Genomic DNA, 21,232 nt, shown 5'->3' with positions numbered 1-21,232 from the left:
GCCCGTGCATCCGGGCTCGACTGTGGGGCTACCTCGACCGGCCGTGCTGCGCGGCGTCGAGGTTGTCGGTGAGTCGTTCGAGCAGTCCGCGCAGCGTGATGATGTCGTCCAGCGGCATCCCGGCGGCCTCGGCGATGCGGCGCGGCACCGACAGCGCCCGCTCGCGCAGCGCTTCCCCCTCCTCCGTGAGCCGTACGGTGACCGAGCGCTCGTCCTCGGCGCTGCGCTCGCGCCGCAGCAGACCCGCCGATTCGAGTCGCTTGAGCAGCGGGGAGAGCGTCCCGAAGTCGAGCCGCAGCCGTTCGCCGATGGCCTTGACCGGCTGGGGGCCGTGCTCCCAGAGGACCATCATCGCCAGGTACTGCGGATAGGTCAGGGAGAGGTCCTTGAGGGCGCTGCGGTAGACACCGCCGAAGGCCCTCGACGCGGCGTGCAGCGAGAAGCAGATCTGGTGATCGAGGCGGAGCAGCTCCGCGTCGTCCGGCAGCGGGAGCGGCGGCGTGGTCATGGCCCCAGGGTAGCCCCCACCCGATTAGATTGTGCACAACTCAATCGTGTGCAATGCTTCTGGTGTGCGGCGGGCGGACCCAGCCCGCCGAACCGACTCGAAGGGATCTTCCATGGACGCGCTGTACACCGCTGTCGCCACCGCCAACGGCCGCGAGGGCCGGGCCGTGAGCACGGACGGGCAGATCGACCTGGCGCTGGCCATGCCCCCGGCGCTCGGCGGAAACGGTCAGGGCACCAACCCGGAGCAGCTCTTCGCCGCCGGCTACGCGGCCTGCTTCGCCAGCGCGCTCGGCCTCGTCGGCCGCCAGGCGAAGGTCGACACCAAGGACGCCTCCGTCACCGCCGAGGTCTCCATAGGCAAGGAAGGCCCGGGCTTCGCCCTGGCCGTCACCCTCCGCGTCGAGCTCCCGGCCGACCTCGCGGGCGAGACGGGCACCCGCCTCGTGGAGCAGGCGCACCAGGTCTGCCCGTACTCCAACGCGACCCGCGGCAACATCAAGGTCGATCTCGTCATCGAGTAGGCATCGAGGAGGTAGCGGCCCGCACCGCTCACCCACCCGGTCCGGCCCGGAACGCAGGCGTGCGCCCGCGGTCCGGGCCGTTCCTGAGCAGGTCGCGGGCGGCGTCGACGGGCGTGTACGCCGGCGTAGGCCCACGCGCCATGGCGGGGCTTGATCGTTCTCTTTCCTCTCGGGAAGTGGTGGGCCGGGGTATGGGGCACGGCGCGCAGCGGAGTCCGGTCGCCCGCCCGCGCGCAGACACGACCGTAAGAGGGTCCGCTGAGGTCCGGGGCAATGCGTAGCCCGACCGTGTGACATGCCCAGCCGAAATGCAGCTGCGTGGCGCGCCGGTCTGTCCGGCCCCCCGCGCCGGGTGCTTTCGTCTGGAGGGCCGAGTGTGCGACGGCTCCTGTGTGTCTGTCCTGGCGAGCCGGCCGACTCCCGGCCTTCCTCATGCGCGTGGCCCGTTCCTGGCGTGCGTGCCGTCCGAAACGCCGAAGGAGGGAACGTCGTGGCGGGAAATGCCGACAAGAACCGCGGGACGATGTCCACGCAGCTTCTCAAGGGCCAGAAGGCGCTGGTGACCGGTGCCAACTCGGGCATCGGCCTGGCGACCGCCGTTGCGCTGGGCCGGGCCGGGGCGGACGTCGTGGTGAACTACGTCGTCGGCGCGGACGAGGCCGAGAAGGTCGTGGCGCAGATCGAGGGCTTCGGGGTCCGCGCCTACGCCCACGAGGCCGATGTGTCCGACGAGGACCAGGTGGTCGCCATGGTCGCGCGGATGGTCGAGGAGTTCGGCACCATCGACATCATGGTGGCCAACGCGGGCCTTCAGCGGGACGCGCCGGTGGCGGAGATGACGCTCGCCCATTGGCAGAAGGTGATCGACGTCAATCTGACCGGTCAGTTCCTCTGCGCGCGCGAGGCCGTCAAGGAGTTCATGCGGCGCGGGGTGGTGGAGGAGGTGTCCCGGTCGGCCGGGAAGATCATCTGCATGAGCTCGGTCCACCAGGTCATCCCGTGGTCGGGGCATGTGAACTACGCCTCGTCCAAAGGCGGTGTGGGCATGCTGATGCAGACCCTCGCCCAGGAGCTGGCCCCCAAGGGGATCAGGGTCAACGCGGTTGCGCCGGGCGCCATCCGCACGCCGATCAACCGCGATGCCTGGTCCACCCCCGAGGCCGAGGCCGACCTGATGCGCCTGATCCCGTACCGCCGCGTGGGTGACCCGGACGACATCGCCAACGCCGTCGTCGTCTTGGCGTCCGACATGCTCGACTACGTCGTGGGCACCACGCTCTTCGTCGACGGCGGAATGACACTCTTCCCCGGCTTCGCCACCGGAGGCTGATCAGCCGATGCAGGATCACATCACGCCCCGCCGGGTGGTGATCCTCGGCGGGGGGTTCGCCGGGCTGTTCGCGGCCCGCGCCCTGCGGCGGTCACCGGTCGCGGTGACCGTGGTCGACCGCCGCACCCACCACCTCTTCCAGCCGCTGCTGTACCAGTGCGCCTCCGGAATCCTGTCCGAGGGGCAGATCGCGCAACCGCTCCGCGCGGTCCTGCGCCGTCACCACAACGTGAGCTGTCTGCTCGCCGAGGCCGTTGACGTGGATGTCGCAGCCCGGCTGGTCCACGCCCGGCGACCCGACGGCGGGGCTGTCGAGCTGCCCTACGACGATCTGATCGTCGGGGTCGGCATGCGTCAGTCCTACTTCGGGCACGACGAGTTCGCCGCGCACGCCCCCGGAATGAAGACCCTGGAGGACGCGCTGGACATCCGCCGACGGATCTACCGGGCGTTCGAGATGGCCGAAACGGCCGCGGACGACCGGGAACGGCAGCAGTGGCTCACCTTCGCGCTCGTGGGCGGCGGGCCGACCGGTGTCGAACTCGCGGGACAGATCCGGGAGATCGCCGGCCACACGCTCGACCGGGAGTTCCGGAAGACCGATCCAGCCCGGGCCCGGGTGCTGCTTTTCGAGGGGTCCGACGCGGTGCTGGGCGCGTTCGGCCCCCCGCTGGCCCATCGTGCGGCCCGAACCCTTCAGAACCTCGGCGTGGAGCTCCATCTGGGCACGATGGTCACCGGCATCGACGCGCACGGCCTGACGGTACAAGACCATGACGGCGCGACGACGCGGTTCGAGGCACGCACCGTGCTGTGGACGGCGGGCGTCGAGGCCCCGCCGATCGCCGCCGCGCTGGCCCGGGCAACCGGCGCCACCCAGGACCGGGCCGGACGGATCGCCGTCGAACCCGACCTCACCATCCCCGGCCACCCGGAGATCCGCGTCACCGGCGACGTGATGAGCCTGAACCGGCTGCCGGGCCTGGCCGAGGTCGCCATACAGTCGGGCGCATACGCCGGCCGGGGCGTGCGCCACGCGGTGGAGGGCAGGACGAAGCAGCCGAAGCCCTTCACGTACCGGGATCTCGGCAGCGCCGCCTACATCTCCCGTGGCCGGGCCGTCGTCAAGGCGGGCCCGCTGCATCTGTCGGGCTTCACCGGCTGGCTCGCCTGGCTCTTCATCCACCTGGCCTTCCTCACCGGATTCCGCAGCAGGCTGGGAGCAGTGCTCAGCTGGTCCGTCGCCTTCGCCACCAGCTCGCGACGCGAGCGCGCCTTCACCATGCCCGACACGGACGCGTCGGCCGGCCGGGCACCGGGGCCGAAGGCCCCTCCGCCGCCTTCCTGACGACGGTCCACGGCCGATACCTCTCGGCCACCCCTCCGCATCCTGTCCCTCCTCAGCCCCGCCCGCTGCGGGGCAGACCATCGAGGCGCACATGCTCAGCACAGCTGCCCTTCTGGCGAACAACCCCCCGGACCAGCTCCTGCCGGCGCGCGAGCTGATGGCCTTCACCCTGGCCTCGCACATCCTGCTGGTCCCGTTCGGGGTGGCACTGCCGTCCATCACGCTGCTGATGCACCACCGGGCGCTGCGCCGCAACGACGCCGTCGCCCTCACACTCGCCCGGCGCTGGTCGGCGGTGATGGCCGTCCAGTTCGCCATCGGCGTCGTCACCGGCACCGTGCTGTCCTTCGAGCTCGGCCTGCTCTGGCCCGGCATGATGGGCCGCTGGGGCGATGTCTTCGGCCTCGGGTTCGGCGTCGAGGCATGGGCGTTCTTCCTGGAGGCCGTCCTGATCGCGATCTACCTCTACGGCTGGCGCCGGCTCAAGCCGTGGACACATTTCTGGCTTGCCGTACCACTGCCGCTGGCCGCCCTGATGGGGGCGTTCGGCATCATCGCGGCCAACTCCTGGATGAACACCCCGCAGGGGTTCAGCCTCGACGCCCACGGCAATCCCGTCCACGTCGACGTGCGGCAGGCGGTCTTCACACCGATCTTCGGCCCGGAATACTGGCACTTCGTGGTCGCGATGTTCTTGACCGCCGGCTACCTGGTCGCCGGCGTGTACGCGGTCGGCTGGCTGCGCGGACGCCGCGACCGCTACCACCGGCTCGGCTTCACGCTGCCGTTCACCGTTGCCGCGATCCTCACACCGGTCCAGTTCATGCTCGGCGACTCCGCAGCACGGGCCGTTTTCCACAAGCAGCCGGTCAAGTTCGCCGCCACGGAGATCGTCTGGAAGACGGACACTCATGTGCCCGAGTACATGTTCGGACGGCTGAACAGTGACGGGACGATCTCCGGCGGACTCAAGATCCCCCAGCTGGACTCGATCCTCGCCGGCTTCAAGCCCAGCACCCGGGTGACCGGGCTGACGTCGGTGCCGGCCGCCGACCGCCCGACCGCCGTCCAAGCCACCATCGCCCACTGGGCCTTCGACATCATGGTCACCATCGGCAGCGTGCTGATCCTGCTCGCGCTCTGGTATGCCTGGTCCTGGTGGCGGCACCGGGACCTCCCGCGCAGCCGCTGGTTCTTCCGCTGCGCCGCGGTCGCAGGAGTCGCGTGCCTGGTCACTGTGGAGTGCGGCTGGATCACCACGGAGGTGGGTCGACAGCCCTGGATCGTCTACAACCACATGAGGGTCTCGGAGGCGGTGACCTCCACCCGCGCCGGATCGCTGTGGGCGATGCTCGGCATCGTCGTGGTCGTCTACGTGGCCGTTTTCGGTGCGTTCCTCGCGGTCGTCCTGAAGATGCGCACCCGCTGGCGCATCGCTGACGAGGGCTCGGCCGCCACGCGCGCCGCACTGCCCCCCGAGACCGACACCCCGTACGGGCCCAGGAGCGAGCCCGACCCCGCAGCCGCCGGGGCCGCGCCCGGTGGCGGGTCCGACCACACCCCTGGCGGTGCGTCGTAATGGCCGATCTCATCGCCTGGGTCATGGTGCTCGCGATCGCCGCCTATGCCTGCGCCGGGGGCACCGACTACGGCGCGGGCTTCTGGGACCTCGTGGCCGGCGGCGCGGAGCGCGGCAAGCGGCCGCGCTGGCTGATCGACCACGCCATGGCACCGGTCTGGGAGGTCAACAACGTCTGGTTGATCTTCGTCCTGGTCATCATGTGGACCGGCTTCCCGACGATGTTCCAGGCTGTCTTCTCCGCGATGTGGCTGCCGCTCGCCCTGGCCGCCATCGGCCTGGTGCTCCGCGGCGCCGGATTCGCCCTGCGCATGCCGGCCCGTCGCCTGGCCCAACGACGGATCTACGGCGCAATGTTCGCCGTCTCATCGCTGCTCACTCCGTTCTTCCTCGGAGCGGTGCTCGGCGGCATCGCCTCCGGCCGGGTCGAGGTCGGCACGACCGCCGCCGCGGACGCCTGGGCCAATGGAACCTCCGTCCTCGCAGGTCTGCTGGCCGTCGCCGCCACCGCATTCCTCGGGGCGGTCTTCCTCTGCTCCGACGCCCGGCGGTTCGGGGCGGATGACCTCGTCGACTACTTCCGGGTGCGGGCGCTGCTCGCCTTCGCCGTCGTCGCCGTCCTCGCACTCATCGGCCTGCCCGTCACCCACAGCGACGCCCGGTACGTCTGGGAAGGTCTCACCGGGGGCCTGGGCCTGCTGCTGGTCCTCCTGGCCGCGGTCTGTGGTCTGGCCACGGTGCTGCTTCTGCTGCGCCGCTCCTTCGGCTGGTCCCGTTGCACCTCGGTGGCGAGCGTCGCCTTGACAGTCGGCGCCTGGGGTTTCGCGCAGCGGCCCTACGTGCTGCCCACCTCGCTGACGGTGGCCGAGGCCGCCGGCGCCGCTCACACCCTGCGCTGGCTGGTGATCGTCACGGTCGTCGCGATCGTGCTGGTCGGCCCAGCAGTGGTGCTGCTCTACCGGCTCGACACGATGGGCGAGTTGGAGGAGCTCACCGACGCCGACACCGGGGCCGCCGGAGCACCCGGCGACAACCTGTAACGGCGCTCAGCCGGGGCCGTCACTGCGTGCGACACCCCCGTCAGCCCAGCCGGGCGGCGATGTGGTCGCCGACCCGCAGGGCGTTGGCGATGGCGGTCAGTGACGGGTTCACCGCGCCGATGCTGGGGAAGAAGCTGGTGTCCACGACGTAGAGGTTGTCGAGGTCGTGAGCCTTGCAGTTGACGTCGAGGGCCGAACTCTTCGGGTCGTCACCGAACCGCACGGTGCCGGCCTGGTGCGCGGTGGCGCCGATCGGCATGCCCTTGTGCAGGTAGATGCTGTGCGACAGCAGATGGCGCTCGTCCATGCCCAAGTGCCCGAGCATCTTCTGCAGCTTGTGCTGGAGGCGCTTCAACCCGGCGATGTTGTTCTTCTCGTCGAGAGCGAGGTGGATGTCGTCGTCCTTGTCGAGGGTGACGCGGCTCTCGGGCAGCGGGAGGTCCTCCCCGCACAGCCAGAAGTCGACGGCGTGCTGCGCCAGCATCTCGAACGGCATGTCGGGCGAGACCGCGCCGGCCCAGCGCGGCGCCTCGCCGTGGATCTGGTCGGCGTCCGACTTGCCGAGCATCTGGATGCCGCCGAGCGGGTAGTCCCAGTCGTCCGCGCCAAGGTACCAGTCGTGCAACGCCAGGGTCTTCTGGAACCTGGTGGGGTTCGGTTCCTTCGACACCGCCATCAGCGCCAGGTTGTTGTGGCGCATGTAGTGGCGTCCCACCACGTCCGAGCTGTTGGCCAGGCCGCCGGGGTGCTTGTCGTTGGCCGAACGGAGCAGCAGGACGGCCGAGTTGACCGCACCGGCGGCGACCACGACGATGTCGGCGCTGAATCCCTCGGTCGTTCCGTTCCCGAGCTCGGCGACGACCCTGGTGACGGTGCGTCCGGTCGGGTCGGTCTCCAGGCGCCGCACGTTGGCGTCCGTCACCATCGTGACGTTGTCGTGCTTCAGTGCCGGGTCGACGCAGATCACCTGCGCGTCGGACTTGGCGCCCATCAGGCAGGGGAAGCCGTCGACCCGGTCGCAGCGGATGCAGACGCTGTCATGGGTGGCCCGGCCGTTCTCGTCCTGGGTGAGGTTCACCCCGATGGGCAGGTGGAAAGGGTGTAGGCCGGCCTTCTCCAGATCGTCGCTGAGCTGCTGGATCCGCGTCTCGTGCTCGACCGGCGGATAGGCGTACTGCGCGCTGGCCGGCCCCCCGGTGGGGTCCTCGCCGTGCCGGCCGTGCACCAGGTAGAGGTGCTCGGCCTGGGTGTAGTACGGCTCCAGGTCCTCGTAGCGGATCGGCCAGGCCGGCGAGATGCCGTCGTGGTGGCGGAGTTCGCCGAAGTCCTCGGGCCGGAGCCGGAAGAGCGCGGCGCCGTAGAACTTGGTGTTGCCCCCGACGTAGTAGTTGACCTCAGGGGGAAACTGGTTGCCGTGCTTGTCGTACCAGAACTCGGGGGCACGGTACTTGCCCTTGACGAAGACGGCGGTGGAGTCCCAGTTGTCCCGCTCCCGTGGCAGGTAGTCGCCGCGCTCCAGGATCAGGATACGCTTGCCGGTGGGGGCCAGCCGGTGGGCGAGCGTGCCGCCGCCTGCTCCCGTACCGATGACGATGACGTCGTAGTGGTGATCGTCGGCCATGCGGAGATCCCGTTCTAGGAGTCGTTGGCTGTCCTGGCCACAGCGCCGCCGGGCCCCTGTGCTGCACCGCGCCGGACACACACCCGCGCAATAGGAACATTCAGTGCCGATTCAAAAGCTATCGGTCGGCCCCGGGAACGGCGACCCGACGTGAGTCGGACAGGTGCTCGGCCGATTGCCCGCACGGCGTGCGCCGCCTCGTGCTGCCCCACAAGCCCTGACCTGGATCCGGGCCAAAGACCTCAGAGGATGGCGATCGGGTTGACCGGTGAGCCGGTGGCATCCGGCAGTCTCAGCGCGGCGATCACGCAGAGGAACGACCAGCGTCCCTCCGCCTCGCAGACCGGCGCCAGGTCCTCGAACTGGAGGTAGTCCAGCAGGTGAAGGCCCATGGCGTGGATCGCCAGCACATGCACGGGGAAGTCGACGCCCTCGGTGGAGCTGGGGGCGGTGTCATTGTTCCCGTCGCCGCCGAGCACGGCGACCCGTCGGTCCGCGAGGAACTCCAGCGCGGACGGATGGAGCCCCGCACGCGCGTCCGCCGCGTGCCACGCGCCCAGCTCGCCACGGCGTCGGCGGTGGCCGACCCGGACGAACAGGAGGTCGCCCTCGGTCACACGGACGTGCTGGGCGGTCTCAGCCGAGCTGAGGTCGTCGGCAGTCACATGATCACCCGGGTCGAGCCACGGCACGCCGCGCAGCCGCGGGATGTCCAGCAGCACGCCGCGTCCGACGATCCCGTCGCGAGCCGTCTCGATGGTGAGCGCCGTGGCCCCGTACGCCGTGACGCTGCTCGCGGCCACGCCGCCGTGCAGCGTGCCGTCGTAGATCACGTGGCAGAGGGCGTCGATGTGGCTGTCGGCGTCGCCGTGCACGTTCATCGCGAATCTGTCCATCGCGAAGTGGAGCCCGCCCGCGGCGTCTTCTCCCGGCTGCCCGCGCATCCGGTGCTTCGCGGGCTCCGGATTGTCCGGACCGGGCAGCGTCTCCACCGGCGCGGCGAGCGTGACCGTCCGGCCGGTCCGCACCTCCCGGGTGGCGGCCGCCACCCGGGCAGGAGTGAGCGCGACCAGGGCGCCCCGGTCCCCCGAGGCCCAGGCGGCGCGCGAGAGCAGGCGCCGGTACAGCACGCCGAACTCGTCCTCGGTCAGCCGTGGCGGTTCTGCCGGACCGGTATGGGGGGCCATGGGTCAGCCCCCGCGCTCCGCGTCGAGCGCCTCGTCGAGGGTGGTGGCCGCCATGATGAGCGACAGATGGGTGAACGCCTGGGGGAAGTTGCCCAGCTGCTCCCCGCTCGGACCGACCTCCTCGGCGAAGAGGCCGACGTGGTTGGCGTAGGTCTGCATCTTCTCGAAGGTGTAGCGGGCCTGGAGCAGTCGCCCCGCCCGGGCCAGCGCGTCGACGTAGAGGAAGGTGCACAGACTGAAGGTGCCCTCCGAGCCGCGCAGCCCGTCCGGCGACGCCGCCGGGTCGTAGCGGTAGACGAGGCTGTCGGAGACGAGCTTGCGGTCCATCGCGTCCAGCGTGGAGAGCCAGGCCGGATCCCTCGGGGCGATGAATTTCGCCCTCGGCATGAGCAGCAGGGAAGCGTCCAGGACGTCGCCGCCGTAGTGCTGGACGAAGGCGCCCTCCTTCTCGCTCCAGCCGCGTTCCATGACCTGCTCGAGGATGGCGTCCCTGGCCGAGTGCCACTTTTCCCGGTCGGCGGGCCTGCGGAAGTGCTCGGCCAGAGTCAGTCCTTGGTCGAGGGCGACCCAGGACATCACCCGGCTGTAGGTGAAGTCCTGGCGGCCGCCGCGGGTCTCCCAGATGCCCTCGTCCGGCCGGTCCCAGTGGTCGGCGAACCAGTCCAGCGTCCTGGCCAGGGCTTTCCATCCCTGGTAGGTGGCCTGCTGGCCGATCTCGCGGCCCTGGGACAGCGCGTAGAGGGCCTCGCCGTAGATGTCCAGCTGAAGCTGGTCGGCGGCGCCGTTGCCGATGCGCACGGGGTAGGAACCGCGATAGCCCTCGAAGTGTTCGAGCGTCTCCTCCGGCAGGTCGGGGTTGCCGTCGATCCGATACATCGTCTGGAGCGGCTCTTCCTCCTTGCCCTCGCGCTCACGCAGCCTGTCCACCAGCCAGTGGACGAAGGCGGTGGCCTCCTCGACGAAGCCGAGGTCCAGCATGGCCCGCACGGACAGCGCGCCATCACGCACCCACGTGAACCGGTAGTCCCAGTTGCGCTCTCCGCCGACCTGCTCGGGCAGGCCCATGGTGGCTGCCGCGATCAGGGCACCGGTGGGGGCGTAGGTGAGGAGCTTGAGGGTGATCACCGAGCGGTGCACCAGCTCGGGCCAGCGGCCCCGGTAGCGGGACTGGCGCAGCCAGTGCTGCCAGAAGAGACCGGTGTCCTCGACCTGAGCGGTGAGCCCGTCGACCGTGAGGGGTGCGGGTGTCTCGCCGCCGGACGCGCAGACGGTGAACACGGCGCCGCCTGACTCACCGGCGCTCAGCGTCACTCTGCCGCGCACGTCCTGACCGTCCCGCTCCAGAGGGAAGGAGGTCTGCAGGTGCGCGTCCATCTCCGGGGCCCGGAAGAGAGCGGTGTTCTCCCCGAGCTCGAGCTGATGATCAGCGCGTGCGTAGTCGAAGCGCGGCCGGCACTCGAGCGTGAAGTCGACGGTCCCCCGCACCGCACGCACCACGCGTATCAGAGTGTGACGGTCGGTAGCAGTGCGGGTCCGGTCCGGCGGCATGAAGTCGACCACCTCGCCCACGCCGTCCGGTGACATGAATCGGGTCACCAGAATGGCCGTGTCGGGATAGTAGAGCTGCTTGCAGGTCGCGTCGGGGTGCTCGGGGGCCAGCCGCATGTACCCACCGCCGTCGTGGTCGAGCAGGGCGGCGAAGATGCTGGGCGAGTCGAACCGGGGAGCGGCGAACCAGTCGATGACACCCTGCGACGAGACGAGAGCCGCGGTCTGCAGGTCGCCCACGAGGCCGTGCTCGGCGATGGGAGGGTAGCGGTCCATGGCTGCTCCGAGGTCTCGGAAATAGCCCCCTACGTCCACTATCCGCCACACGGGTGGTCCTTGCGCGGCCGGAGCGGTCGACGACCGTGCTCACCGCTGCCGTCGACGACAGTCCGCGGGCGGCACCCTTGCGGCGCAACGGCGACCGGCCGCGGACCGGCCGCCGCCGGGGCCTTGCCGGGCGGCCGAAGCGACCGCGGACGCCGGAGCCGAGCACCTCACTCGGCTTGCCGCCCCCCTCCTTGCGGGCGTTACTGACTGGGGTCGACCGGTCACCAGTGGGTCGGGAACCCGGCGCTCGGGCACCGCGGCGCCTCGGTGCGTCCACCGGCCGAGCGAGGGAGGTTGTGCATGGAGATGATCCACGTCCGGCTGGTGAGCCCCCGCGACCTCACCCCCCGGGCGGTCGGGCTGCTGACCGACGACCGCTTTGTCTTCAACCTGGTCGTCCTCCCCGAACTGGCGCACAACCCCGACGGCGACGCGATCGAGTGCGACATCCTGGCGGGTGCGGCCAACGCCGTGCTGCGCGATCTGCGCGAGCTGGAACTCGACCGCCGCGGATCCATCGTCATCGAGCCGGTCGAAATGGCCTTCTCCGGCACCGCGGCCGAGGCGGAGCAGCGGCAGCTCGGGGCGCTCGCCCACGCGCCGGTCTGGGAGGAAGTCGAAGCGCGTATTCGCGCCGAAGGCACCTATCTGCCGAGTTTCTACGTCTACTTGGTCATCGCAGGCGTCATCGGGGCAGTGGGAATCATCACCAACTCCCAGATCCTGATCGTCGCGGCGATGGTCGTCGGACCGGAGTACGGCGCCATCACCAGCGTCGCGCTGGGCATCGACCGCGGCAACGGCACCAGGATCCGGCAGGGCCTGTTCGCCCTGACCGCGGGATTCCTGCTGGCCGTCATGGCGACCCTCCTGTTCTCGTGGGCGATCCGGGGCTTCGGCCTCCAGCCCAAGGCGTTCGACCTCGGCATCAGGCCTGTCTCCACACTGATCGACGCCCCCAACGTCTTCTCCGTCGTGGTGGCGGTGCTGGCCGGCATCGTCGGGATCGTGTCCCTGACGCAGGCCAGGACGAGCGCGCTGCTCGGCGTCTTCATCTCGGTCACCACCATCCCGGCCGCCGCCGACATCGGAGTCTCCTGCGCGTTCTCCAGCTGGAGCGAGGCACGTGGATCACTCATCCAACTCCTGCTCAACATCGTGCTGCTGATTCTGGTGGGCGTACTGATGCTCAGATTCCAGCGGGCTGTCTGGCGGCGCATCAGCCGGCGCAGCGCGCGCTCGGGCGGCCGATGAGGCCGCCGCCCGTCCGGCTGCTGCCTGTGGCCCCAGTGGGCGAACGTGCCGGGTGATTCCGCCCGCAGGGAACGTGTCGCGCTTGACCGGACCGGTACGAAATCGCACGCTCCCGACGAGGGGGCCGACACCGCGGGCCACCACCGCGTCCACGTCCACGGGGCGGACCGAGGAGGCCACGCGTGCAGGAGAGCCGCACCGGACGGCAACTGACCCTCCGCTACGGTGCGCACAGTGCCGTCGTCGTCGAGTTGGGCGCGGCGCTCCGGTCGTACGCGATCGGTGAACGCGCTGTGGTCGACGGATTCGCCGAAAGGGACCAGATCACCGGCGGCCGCGGCCAGATCCTGGTGCCGTGGCCCAACCGGATCCGCGACGGCCAGTACCGCTGGGACGGGCAGGACCAGCAGCTTCCGCTCACCGAGCCGGTCGGCTGCAACGCCATCCACGGGTTGCTCCGGTGGGTCGCGTGGCGGGTCGTGGAGGCGAGCGACAGCCGGGCCGTCCTGGACGTTCCCCTGTGGCCGCAGCCGGGCTACCCGTTCCACCTCCACGTCAGCGCCGAGTACACATTGAGCGAGGGCGGGCTCGAAGTCGCCGTCACCGCGCGCAACCTTGACGCGAGGGCCGCACCCTACGGCTTCGGCCAGCATCCTTACGTCACGGCGGGCACCGCGGTCGTCGACCAGGCGGTACTGACGGTCCCCGCACGGACGTGGCTGCGCACCGACGGGCGTGGCCTGCCGGTGGCCGCCGAGCCGGTCGCCGGGACCGAGTACGACTTGCGTACGCCCACGGCTGTCGGAGCGCTCCAGCTGGACACCCCCTTCGGTGACCTCGACCGGGACGCGAACGGGCGGGCCGTGATCCGTCTGGCCCACCCGTCAGGTGCGTTCGGTACGGATGTGTGGCTCGGTGAAGGCGCCGACTACGTACAGCTCTACACCGGCGACACCCTCCCGCCGGGGGAGCGACGTCGCGCGGTCGCCGTCGAGCCGATGACCTGCCCGCCGGATGCCTTCCGCAGCGGCACCGGGCTCATCGGTCTCGGCCCCGGCGAGCGGCGCACTGTCCGCTGGGGGATCACGCCTTGGGGGGAATGACGGCGCCGTCATGGCCCTCGGCCTGATCCTCATCGGTCCGAGGACCACCCTTCGACGTGGATCTCCAAAGGATTCGCGGCACTGGTGGACCCCTGAGGCGGGTCTCGTCACCGCAGCCGTTGCCGTGGTCATGCGGGGCCAAGACGCCACCACCGTCTCGTGGGCCACGCCGTGCTGCCGTTCCGCCTCCGGCGGGCCGGCACGAGCGTCATCCCGTCTCGTCACCACGCACCGAAAGGGCCACCCATGACGACGAACCAGGTGTTCATCGGCGTGGGCCTGATCTTGGTCCTCGCTGTCGGATCGCAGATCCTGGCGAGCCGCCTGCGCATCCCCGCCCTCATCGTCCTGCTGCCGGTCGGCTTCGCCGCCGGTGCGCTGATCGAGAGTGTCAACCCCGAGCGGCTGCTGGGCGCGGCGTTCTCACCGCTGGTCTCGCTGGCCGTCGCAGTGATCCTCTACGACGCGGGCCTCGGGCTGAACCCGGCGAGGATGAAGGGGCACACCCGCCGTGTCGCCGTCCGGCTGATCTGGATCGGCGTCCTGGTCACCTGGCTGCTCGGCGCGCTCCTCGCCGCACCGCTGCTGGGTATGTCCCAGCGGGCGGCTGTCATGATCGGCGCGATCCTCGTGGTCTCGGGTCCGACGGTGGTCGGACCGCTGCTCGGCTTCGTACGGCCCAAGGACCGGCTGCAGCACATCCTGGTCTGGGAAGGCTCCCTCATCGACCCGGTCGGTGGCATCTTGGGAGCACTGGTCTTCCACGCTGTCGTGGCGAGCACGGGCCACTACTTCGGCAGCGTGGCGGCGGGCTTCCTGGCCAGCGTGGGCATCGGAGCGGCCGGAGGAGTGCTCGGGGCGGCTCTGCTGTGGGTGCTGTTCCGGGTGCTGCGGCTCGGCGAGGTGGTGGGCACCACGGCGCAACTGGCCTCGGTGATCGGTGTGGCAGCGCTCTGCGATGTCCTGCGCGACGACACGGGGCTCATCGCCGCCGTGGTGATGGGGCTTGCCGTCGCCAACCTCCCCGGCATCGACGTGCCGGCGCGTCGGCCGTTCTTCGAGACGCTGGTCAGCCTGATCCTCGGCCTGCTCTTCATCTCGATCTCGGCCACCGTCACCCCGCAGTCGCTGCGCCATGTGGGGCTGCCCGCACTCGGGCTCGCCGCCTTTCTGGTGCTGGTCGTCAGGCCACTGGTCGCGGCCGTGTCCACCCTCGGCACCGATCTGACACGCGGCGAGCGGGGCTTCATCGGCTGGATGGCGCCGCGCGGCATCGTCGCGGCGGCCACCGCGTCGACGTTCTCGGCCGGCCTGGTGGCCAAGGGGATCGGCGGCGCTTCGAAGATCCTCCCTGCCACGTTCGTGGTCATCGTCGCGACCGTGACGCTCTACGGCCTGACCGCCTCGCTGGTGGCCCGGCGCCTGGGCGTCGTGCGCCCGTCCCGCTCGCGTCCGCTGCTGGTCGGCGGCGCCCCCTGGGTGGTCGACCTGGGTGTGGCCCTGCGGTCGGCGGGGCTGGAAGTGCTGATGTGGGCAGGAGAGGAGGAGGAGCGCGAACGTATCGGGCAGGCAGGGATCGAGCTTGTGCCCGGTGAGTTGCTGGCCGCCGCCACCGGAGGTACCGCCGAGCTGGAGGGCATCACGGCCGTGTACTTCCTGACCGCCGAGGACGACTTCAACGCACTGGCGGCGGTGATTCTGCGCGGCAGCACGGAGGGGACGGTCCACCGCCTCAGCGCACCGCCCGGGAGCCACGGCGTGGTGGCGCCGTTCATCGGCGGCGAGGTCCTGTTCAGCGCGGAGCTGACCGGCCCGGTTCTCTCCCGCAAGTACGAGGACGGGGCTGCCGTCCTGGCACGGCCCGCCGGCGGTGTGCTGCCGACAGGCTGTGATCTGCTGTTCCTGGTACGGCCGGACGGCCGCCTCGATCCGGTCACGGAAGGCAGCACACCGCTGCTCGGGCCCGGGGACACGGTCGTCCTGCTGGCCCCGGGTACGCGGGGAGGCCGACCCGAGATCTGAACCTGCCCGGACAGCGAAGAGGAAGCCGTTCCGGCCGAACTGTGCGAGTGAACACCTCGACCGGATCAGCCGATTGTGTCCACGACGGCAGAGGTTTTTGACGCCGTCCCCGAGCCGGGCGAGGATTCGAGGACGACCACCGGCCACTCGTGCCGGCCTGCTCCCCACCAAAAGGAAACCCACCGTGCAGCGCCTCACGTACGACGACATCAAGCGAGCCTCCGGCCGGGTCGCCGGGCACGTCCGGCCCGTCGCCCTCGCCCCGGCCGACCCCGGTGAGCCGGGCGGCCTGCCGTGCGAGACGTGGTTCGCCCTCGAGCACATACAGCACACCGGCAGCTTCAAGGCACGCGGCGCTCACAACTTCCTCGCCGCGCACCGGGAGGAAGGCGCCCTCCCCGACGCCGGGGTCACCATCGCGTCGGGCGGGAACGCCGGACTCGCCTGCGCCTGGGCCGCCCGCCGGCTCGGCGTGCCCGCCACCGTGTTCCTGCCCGAGACCGCGCCTGCCGTCAAGGTCTCCAAGCTCCGGGGCTACGGGGCCGACGTGCGCTTGACCGGCACCGAGTACGCCGAGGCGCTCGCCGCGTGCCAGGCCTTCGCCGCCTCCACCGGCGCGCTCTCCTCCCATGCCTACGACCATCCCCTCATCGCAGCCGGTGCGGGTACCCTCCTCGACGAGATCCTCCAGCGGCTCCCCGGGCTCGACACCGTGGTCGTCGCCGTCGGCGGCGGGGGTCTCTTCGCCGGTGTCGCCACCGCCGCCCGCCATCACGGTGTGCGCGTCGTGGCGGTCGAGCCGGAGAACTGCCGCGCCCTCGACGCCGCCCTGGCGGCAGGCAGCCCCGTCGACGTGGCGGTCGACTCCGTCGCCGCGGACTCCCTGGGTGCCCGCCGCGTCTCCCGCACGGCTCTCGAGGCCGCCCAGCACGGCGACGTCCACACCGTCCTCGTACCCGACGACGCCATCGTCGAGGCCCGGCAGTCGCTCTGGGACGACCGGCGCCTCGCGGTCGAGCACGCCGCGGGCACGGCCTGGGCAGCCCTCACGTGCGGGGCCTACCTCCCGGGCCGCGGCGAAAGGATCGCTGTGGTGTTGTGCGGCGCCAACACCGACCCGAGCGACCTCGTACGGTAGCCGCACGGCTGTCAGCGCGCCCGCGCCCGTACGGAGTTACGCCAGCAGCAGGGGGCGGTCCCACGTCGGGGCGACATCGGTGGCCGCCGCCAGCAGGGTGAGGACCACTCCCGCCGCGCCTTCGAGGTACCCGGGCCCTTCGGCCGGGATCATCGCGGGCGAGGCGAGCAACTGCTCGGTGAGTCCGGCCGCGGCCCGCGCGAGTTCGGGGTCGCCGGTGTCCACCACGAAGAGGCACGTGATGTGGAGCAGCCCGGCCACTCCATGACACAGACCGGGGGTGCCGTCGACGCGGCGTTGCGCCACGGGCCGCCGGAGGGCGGCTTTGAGGGCCTGTACCGCGAGGGTGCGCAAAGAGGCGTCATCGAGCGCCGTTCCAGCGAGCCACAGCGTTCTGGCGACGCCGGGACTGCCGTAGCACCACGAGGCCCGGGCGGTGCGGGGGTCCTGGGGAGCGGATCGGCCGGATGGCGGGGCCATTCCGGGCCAGTTGGGGCCCCACGCGTCGTCGGTGCGGTGTGCCGCCAGCCATCCGGCCACGCGGGCGACGGCCTCCCGCTGTCCGGGGACGGTGACGCCGGCGTCGAGGGCGAGGGACAGCAACGCGAGCGGTCCCGGGATGCCGTGTGCCAGGCCGCAGTTGAGGACGCCGTGCGGAAACTCCTCGCGCGTCCGGGCGTCCCTCAGGTCCTCGGCGGGGGTGTACCAGTGGGGTGTGCCCGCCCGTTCACCGCACAGCGACACGAGGGCGGTGAGCACGGCGCGCAGCGCGTCGCGGGCGGCGGGCTCGTGGCGGCGGCCGAGCAGGTACGCGCCTGTACCGGTCACGCCGGAGATGACGTCGAAGACCCGGACGGGCATGCCGTGCGAGCCGCCGAGGGCCCGGGCCCGTCGCGCCGCTTCCCGGACGACGCCGTCGTGGAGGGAGCGGAACGAGGGGTCGTCGGGGGACAGCGACCGGGCGGCGAACGCGAGGCCGCCGAGGCCGCCGAACAGCGCCGGTGTGGTCGTGCCGAGCCGCTCGGCACCCTTGACCGACGCGGAGAGATATCCGTCGGCCATGGCGTCCCAGCCCAGTCCGGGCATGCAGCGGTCCAACTGGTGGTACGCCAGGGCGAGCCCCGGTCCGCCGCCGGCGAGGTCGGGGTGGACACAGCGGGGCGTGGGACGCGGTCGTCCCACCATAGTGGTGACGAGATCGAGCGCCGCGGCGGCCGTGTCGGGCGGCAGTGCGGCCGTCCATCCGGCCACGTCGGCTCCTCACCTCGTGGAGGATTCCGTGCGGCCGTTGAACGGGCCGCACGGAACGGGTTCGCGTGTGTCTGCGTTCGTTCTAGCGACAGCGGGGCGGCTCCGTGCATCCGTCCGTGCGATCGGTGGTGAAGGTGGTGTCGCAGCACATCATCGGCTCCAGTGACTGCTCATCCGTCTCGGGCAGTTCCTGGAGTTCCAGGACCTCGGTTTCCATGGTGGTTATCTCCTTCGTGGTGGTGTCGGCCGGTCATCGGGGGTCGACCAGCCAGGATCGGTTGCCGCCGTGGGTGAGGCGCAGCAGGAAATCCAGCACGCCGGCCGAGCCGACGTTGTAGCCCGCGCTGACGTCGCGCAGGGTGTCGTCGGGCACGAGCAGGCGGCCGTCACGCCGGACCGCCCGCGCGTACAGACAGGTGGCGATCTCCGTCGCCCAGGTGCGGTAGTGCTCCTCCCCCGTCGCGTCGGCGAGGTCGAGCAGCAGCTCGGCGTTGCCGGCCGCCCCGTGACAGGTGCTGGGCCCGATGCGGCAGCGGTCCCGGTACACCGCCCGCGCCGCGCGGTCGGCGTACTCACGGAAGCGCGCGTCACCGGTGACGGTCCACAGCCGGACCAGGAACGTCCCGATGCCGGAGGCACCGTGGCACCAGAAGTTCAGGTCGGTCCGTTCGGTCCGGCCGGGGCCCTTCGGCCAGACGGCGGCGTCACCGCGCGGTTCGGCCACGGCGCACAGTGCGTGCCCGGCGCCGGTCGCGATGTCGAGGAGCTCCGGGCGTCCCAGGTCCCGCCCCGCGGCGAGGAGGAAGGCGGCGTTCCCGGCGACGCCGTGTCCGAATCCGTACAGGGCGGAGCCGGCGAGTTCGCGGCGGTGTTCCGGGCCGACGGGCCAGTCCACGCCGTGCTCGGCACCCGTGGTCAGTCGGACGAGCCCGTCGGCGCACTCCGACGCGCGATCGGCGAATCGTGGATCGCCCGTCGCACGCCACAGGTGCAGTTGGGCGAGGCCGGCGCCGGCGAGGCCGTGGCAGATGTCGGGGTTGTGCCAGTCGAGGGGGATGCGCAGGGCGTATTCGACGGCCCGGTCCGCCATTCCCGGGTCGCTGAGCGTCCGCGCGGCGTCGTGGAGTGCCCATACCGTGCCGGAGCGGCCGAAGTACAGGCCGGGCAGGATCCTGCTCGGCGAGGTGAGCCGTCGGTCCAGCCACTGGGCCGCCGTCCACAGCACCGGCTCGGCGGTGGTTTCGCCGGAGCGGACCGCCCGGTCGAGGACGGCCAGCACACCGGCCGCGCCCAGTTGCACGTTGCAGGGGTCGCAGTGGGGAGCCGACCGCGACGGTGGCCACAGGTGTTCGGCGTCCGGTTCGGCCGTGGCCGCGAGGTGGGCCAGGCCGTCGGCGAGCAGTCGGTCGAGGGCGCCGCGCGCCGGCGCCGGTCCCGCCGACACCGGGGCCTCGGCGGGGGTCGCCCGGAGGAAGGCGGCGGCCTTCTCCAGCGGCCAGCGGGCCGGGCCGTCCGCCGTGAGGCCGATGACGAGGGGAGCGAGCGCCCGGAGCGCGGGCGCGGCGGGTGCGGCGGTGTCGACGATCTCCGCGAGCCGGTCACCGGCCGTACGGCGGGGCGGGGAGTCGTCGGCGAGCAGCGGGATGATGCCGGTGGCGGCGTACAGCAGGGTGGCTCCCAGGCTGTAGCAGTCCACTTCGGGGCCGGGTGCGGGCGGTGGTGTGTCGTCGTCCCGGTCGGGGCCGCCCAGGTACTCCGGGGCGGTGAAGCCGTGTGTGCCCACGACGTGGGCCCGTTCGTCCGCGCGGACGGCGCATTCCATGTCGACGAGGACGGGTGTGTCGTGGGGTGTCATCACGATGTTGCCGGGCTTGAGGTCGCGTACGACGAATCCGGCCGCGTGCATCCGGCCGATCATGTGGGTGAGTTCGCGGGCCAGCTTCCACAGGGCCGTGACCGGGATCAGGCCGTGGTCGTCCCGCGCGATGCCGTCGGTGGTCCACCGCTGCAGGCTCTTGCCGTCGATCAGGTCCTCCACGAGGAAGACGTGGCCGGCGGACTCGAAGACGTCGCGGACGGCGGGTGTGATGCGAAGGGGTGCGAGCTGCTCCAGGACGTCGGCCTCGTACCGCAGCCAGTACCTGGCGTCCTTGCCGTCCGAGGTGGCTCCGATGTGTGGTCTGGCCTCCTTGAGCAGGACGTCGGCACCGGTCCGCCGGTCGTACGCGCGATAGACGCCACCACGGTTGGAGTGCCGGACGGCCTCCCGGACCAGATAGCGGCCGGCGATGAGGACGGGGGCGCCGCGGCGGCGCCCGGCGGCGGTGCGTACGGGCGGTTCGAACGGGGGGCGGGCCCAAGGAGGTGGTGAGAACCACGGGTTGCGCTCGTCCGCCACGAACGTTCCGTCGGGTGCCTGTAGCCGCCCTTCGTAGAGACCCTCGTCGCTGAGCTCACGGGGCCGGGCGAAACAGCCGTAGCGGTAATGGACCAGGCTGTCCGGCCGGTACCGCCGGTCCGACAGAATCGCCGGTCCTGCGAGTCCGAGAGTGGCTTCGTGGAGCTGCCCGGTCAGGACACGCAACTGATCGTCGTCGAGGGGATAGACGGTGAGGAACTTGCCCGACTGCGCGCGTGGCGCCCGCACCGAGGTGAGTTCGGCGGTGACCCGTGGTGAGACGGCGAACTTGAAAGCGCACTCGTGTGCCACCAGGATGCGGGTCGCGCTCTCCAGAACGCGGGCCGCCGAGGCGGGGGTTGCGGACAGGTGCAGCTTCCAGCCCTGCTGGCGGGGCACGTGGCGCGGCGGCGTGACCATGCACCACGTTTCGCCGTCGCGGAGCGTCCATCCGGTCGCCGAACACTCCCCCAGGACACGCAGAGCGATTGCCTGATAGCTCACCGACACGAGCACAGCATGGCAGCTCACCGGGCGGCGCGCGAGGGGCTGTGGACGACTGGTCCCCGGCGCCCGGGCCACACGGGTGGGGCCTACTCTCGGGAAGGTGAACAACAGACAGCAGAAGAAACTCACGAAGCGTCTGGTCGCGGCCGCGGCCTACGGAACTGCCGCGGAGGTGACCGCCCTTCTGCGGTCGGGAGCACACCCGGACAAGGCCGACGCCGACGGCTCCACCCCGCTGTACAGGGCTTCCGTACACGGAACCGCCGACGTCGTCCGTCAGTTGCTGGCCGCCGGCGCCTCCCCCGACACGGAGAGCACGGGCCCCACGGAGGGGACGCCGCTGTGCGCCGCCTCTTGTTGGGGGCACACCGACGCGGTGCGCGCGCTGCTGGCCGGAGGCGCCGACCCGAATCTCCGTGAAGACCGCGGCACCGGCCTCTCACCGCTGGATTGGGCGGAGCAGGGTTCCCATGCCGAGACCGTCGCCGTCCTTCGCGCGGCAGGCGCCCGTCCTCGCGAACGGGCCACGTGACACCGGCCGCACATCC

At 71.1% G+C, this 21,232-nt stretch carries 17 protein-coding genes; 10 read left to right on the top strand and 7 right to left on the bottom strand.

Going from position 1 to position 21,232, the window contains the following annotated elements:
• Nucleotides 1-28: 28 nt before the first annotated feature.
• A complete protein-coding gene (locus FHS38_RS26445) occupies nt 29-508 on the bottom strand; it encodes a MarR family winged helix-turn-helix transcriptional regulator (RefSeq protein WP_184737564.1) in 480 nt (159 codons plus the stop codon).
• A 112-nt stretch (nt 509-620) separates the two neighbouring features.
• Here FHS38_RS26445 and FHS38_RS26440 point away from each other — a divergent pair, with 112 nt between their 5' ends.
• From FHS38_RS26440 to FHS38_RS26420, 5 genes are all read left to right on the top strand, one after another.
• Complete coding sequence (locus FHS38_RS26440; protein ID WP_184737562.1) at nt 621-1,031, top strand: organic hydroperoxide resistance protein; 411 nt, start codon at nt 621-623, stop codon at nt 1,029-1,031.
• Between the two features lie 523 nt (nt 1,032-1,554).
• Complete coding sequence (locus tag FHS38_RS26435; protein ID WP_184737638.1) at nt 1,555-2,361, top strand: SDR family oxidoreductase; 807 nt, start codon at nt 1,555-1,557, stop codon at nt 2,359-2,361.
• A 7-nt stretch (nt 2,362-2,368) separates the two neighbouring features.
• Nucleotides 2,369-3,709: an NAD(P)/FAD-dependent oxidoreductase gene (locus FHS38_RS26430; protein WP_184737560.1), complete on the top strand. Its 1,341-nt coding sequence runs from the start codon at nt 2,369-2,371 to the stop codon at nt 3,707-3,709.
• A gap of 91 nt (nt 3,710-3,800) precedes the next feature.
• Nucleotides 3,801-5,288 carry a cytochrome ubiquinol oxidase subunit I gene (locus tag FHS38_RS26425; RefSeq protein WP_184737558.1) on the top strand — a complete coding sequence of 496 codons (1,488 nt, stop codon included), beginning with the start codon at nt 3,801-3,803 and terminating at the stop codon, nt 5,286-5,288.
• Nucleotides 5,288-6,328 (top strand): cytochrome d ubiquinol oxidase subunit II, encoded by a 1,041-nt coding sequence (locus FHS38_RS26420; protein ID WP_184737556.1) that lies wholly within the window; start codon nt 5,288-5,290, stop codon nt 6,326-6,328. The genes FHS38_RS26425 and FHS38_RS26420 overlap by 1 nt, the downstream gene beginning before the upstream one ends.
• 40 nt (nt 6,329-6,368) lie before the next feature.
• On the opposite strand, the gene FHS38_RS26415 is transcribed toward FHS38_RS26420, so the two are convergent.
• The 3 genes from FHS38_RS26415 to FHS38_RS26405 form a co-directional block, all read right to left on the bottom strand.
• Nucleotides 6,369-7,949, bottom strand: coding sequence for a GMC oxidoreductase (locus FHS38_RS26415; protein WP_184737554.1), 1,581 nt, complete (start codon nt 7,947-7,949; stop codon nt 6,369-6,371).
• 242 nt (nt 7,950-8,191) lie between these two features.
• On the bottom strand, nt 8,192-9,136 hold the full coding sequence (locus FHS38_RS26410) for a cyclase family protein (RefSeq protein WP_184737552.1): 945 nt from the start codon (nt 9,134-9,136) through the stop codon (nt 8,192-8,194).
• 3 nt (nt 9,137-9,139) lie between these two features.
• Nucleotides 9,140-10,960 carry a glycoside hydrolase family 15 protein gene (locus FHS38_RS26405; RefSeq protein WP_184737551.1) on the bottom strand — a complete coding sequence of 607 codons (1,821 nt, stop codon included), beginning with the start codon at nt 10,958-10,960 and terminating at the stop codon, nt 9,140-9,142.
• A 351-nt stretch (nt 10,961-11,311) separates the two neighbouring features.
• Here FHS38_RS26405 and FHS38_RS26400 point away from each other — a divergent pair, with 351 nt between their 5' ends.
• The 4 genes from FHS38_RS26400 to FHS38_RS26385 all read left to right on the top strand — a co-directional run bounded on the left by FHS38_RS26400 (nt 11,312) and on the right by FHS38_RS26385 (nt 16,528).
• Nucleotides 11,312-12,265 carry a DUF389 domain-containing protein gene (locus FHS38_RS26400; RefSeq protein ID WP_184737549.1) on the top strand — a complete coding sequence of 318 codons (954 nt, stop codon included), beginning with the start codon at nt 11,312-11,314 and terminating at the stop codon, nt 12,263-12,265.
• A 182-nt stretch (nt 12,266-12,447) separates the two neighbouring features.
• On the top strand, nt 12,448-13,368 hold the full coding sequence (locus tag FHS38_RS26395; protein WP_184737547.1) for an aldose 1-epimerase family protein: 921 nt from the start codon (nt 12,448-12,450) through the stop codon (nt 13,366-13,368).
• A gap of 246 nt (nt 13,369-13,614) precedes the next feature.
• Nucleotides 13,615-15,390: a cation:proton antiporter gene (locus FHS38_RS26390; protein ID WP_184737545.1), complete on the top strand. Its 1,776-nt coding sequence runs from the start codon at nt 13,615-13,617 to the stop codon at nt 15,388-15,390.
• A gap of 184 nt (nt 15,391-15,574) precedes the next feature.
• Nucleotides 15,575-16,528: a threonine/serine dehydratase gene (locus tag FHS38_RS26385; protein ID WP_184737543.1), complete on the top strand. Its 954-nt coding sequence runs from the start codon at nt 15,575-15,577 to the stop codon at nt 16,526-16,528.
• A gap of 36 nt (nt 16,529-16,564) precedes the next feature.
• On the opposite strand, the gene FHS38_RS26380 is transcribed toward FHS38_RS26385, so the two are convergent.
• From FHS38_RS26380 to lanL, 3 genes are all read right to left on the bottom strand, one after another.
• On the bottom strand, nt 16,565-17,779 hold the full coding sequence (locus tag FHS38_RS26380; protein ID WP_184737541.1) for a lanthionine synthetase C family protein: 1,215 nt from the start codon (nt 17,777-17,779) through the stop codon (nt 16,565-16,567).
• Between the two features lie 82 nt (nt 17,780-17,861).
• Entirely contained in the window at nt 17,862-17,996 is a 135-nt protein-coding gene (locus FHS38_RS35660) for a hypothetical protein (RefSeq protein WP_260420919.1), read from the bottom strand.
• 33 nt (nt 17,997-18,029) lie between these two features.
• Nucleotides 18,030-20,681 carry a class IV lanthionine synthetase LanL gene (gene lanL / locus FHS38_RS26375; RefSeq protein WP_229822869.1) on the bottom strand — a complete coding sequence of 884 codons (2,652 nt, stop codon included), beginning with the start codon at nt 20,679-20,681 and terminating at the stop codon, nt 18,030-18,032.
• Nucleotides 20,682-20,784: 103 nt separating this feature from the next.
• On the opposite strand from lanL, the gene FHS38_RS26370 reads away from it, so the two are divergent.
• Nucleotides 20,785-21,216: an ankyrin repeat domain-containing protein gene (locus FHS38_RS26370; RefSeq protein WP_184737539.1), complete on the top strand. Its 432-nt coding sequence runs from the start codon at nt 20,785-20,787 to the stop codon at nt 21,214-21,216.
• The last annotated feature ends 16 nt before the right edge of the window (nt 21,217-21,232 follow it).

The sequence above is a fragment of the Streptomyces netropsis genome (assembly GCF_014203545.1).
GTDB classification, from domain to species: domain Bacteria; phylum Actinomycetota; class Actinomycetes; order Streptomycetales; family Streptomycetaceae; genus Streptomyces; species Streptomyces netropsis.
The sequence above is the reverse complement of the archived record's forward strand: the minus strand, read 5'-3'. Positions and strand labels throughout refer to the sequence as shown.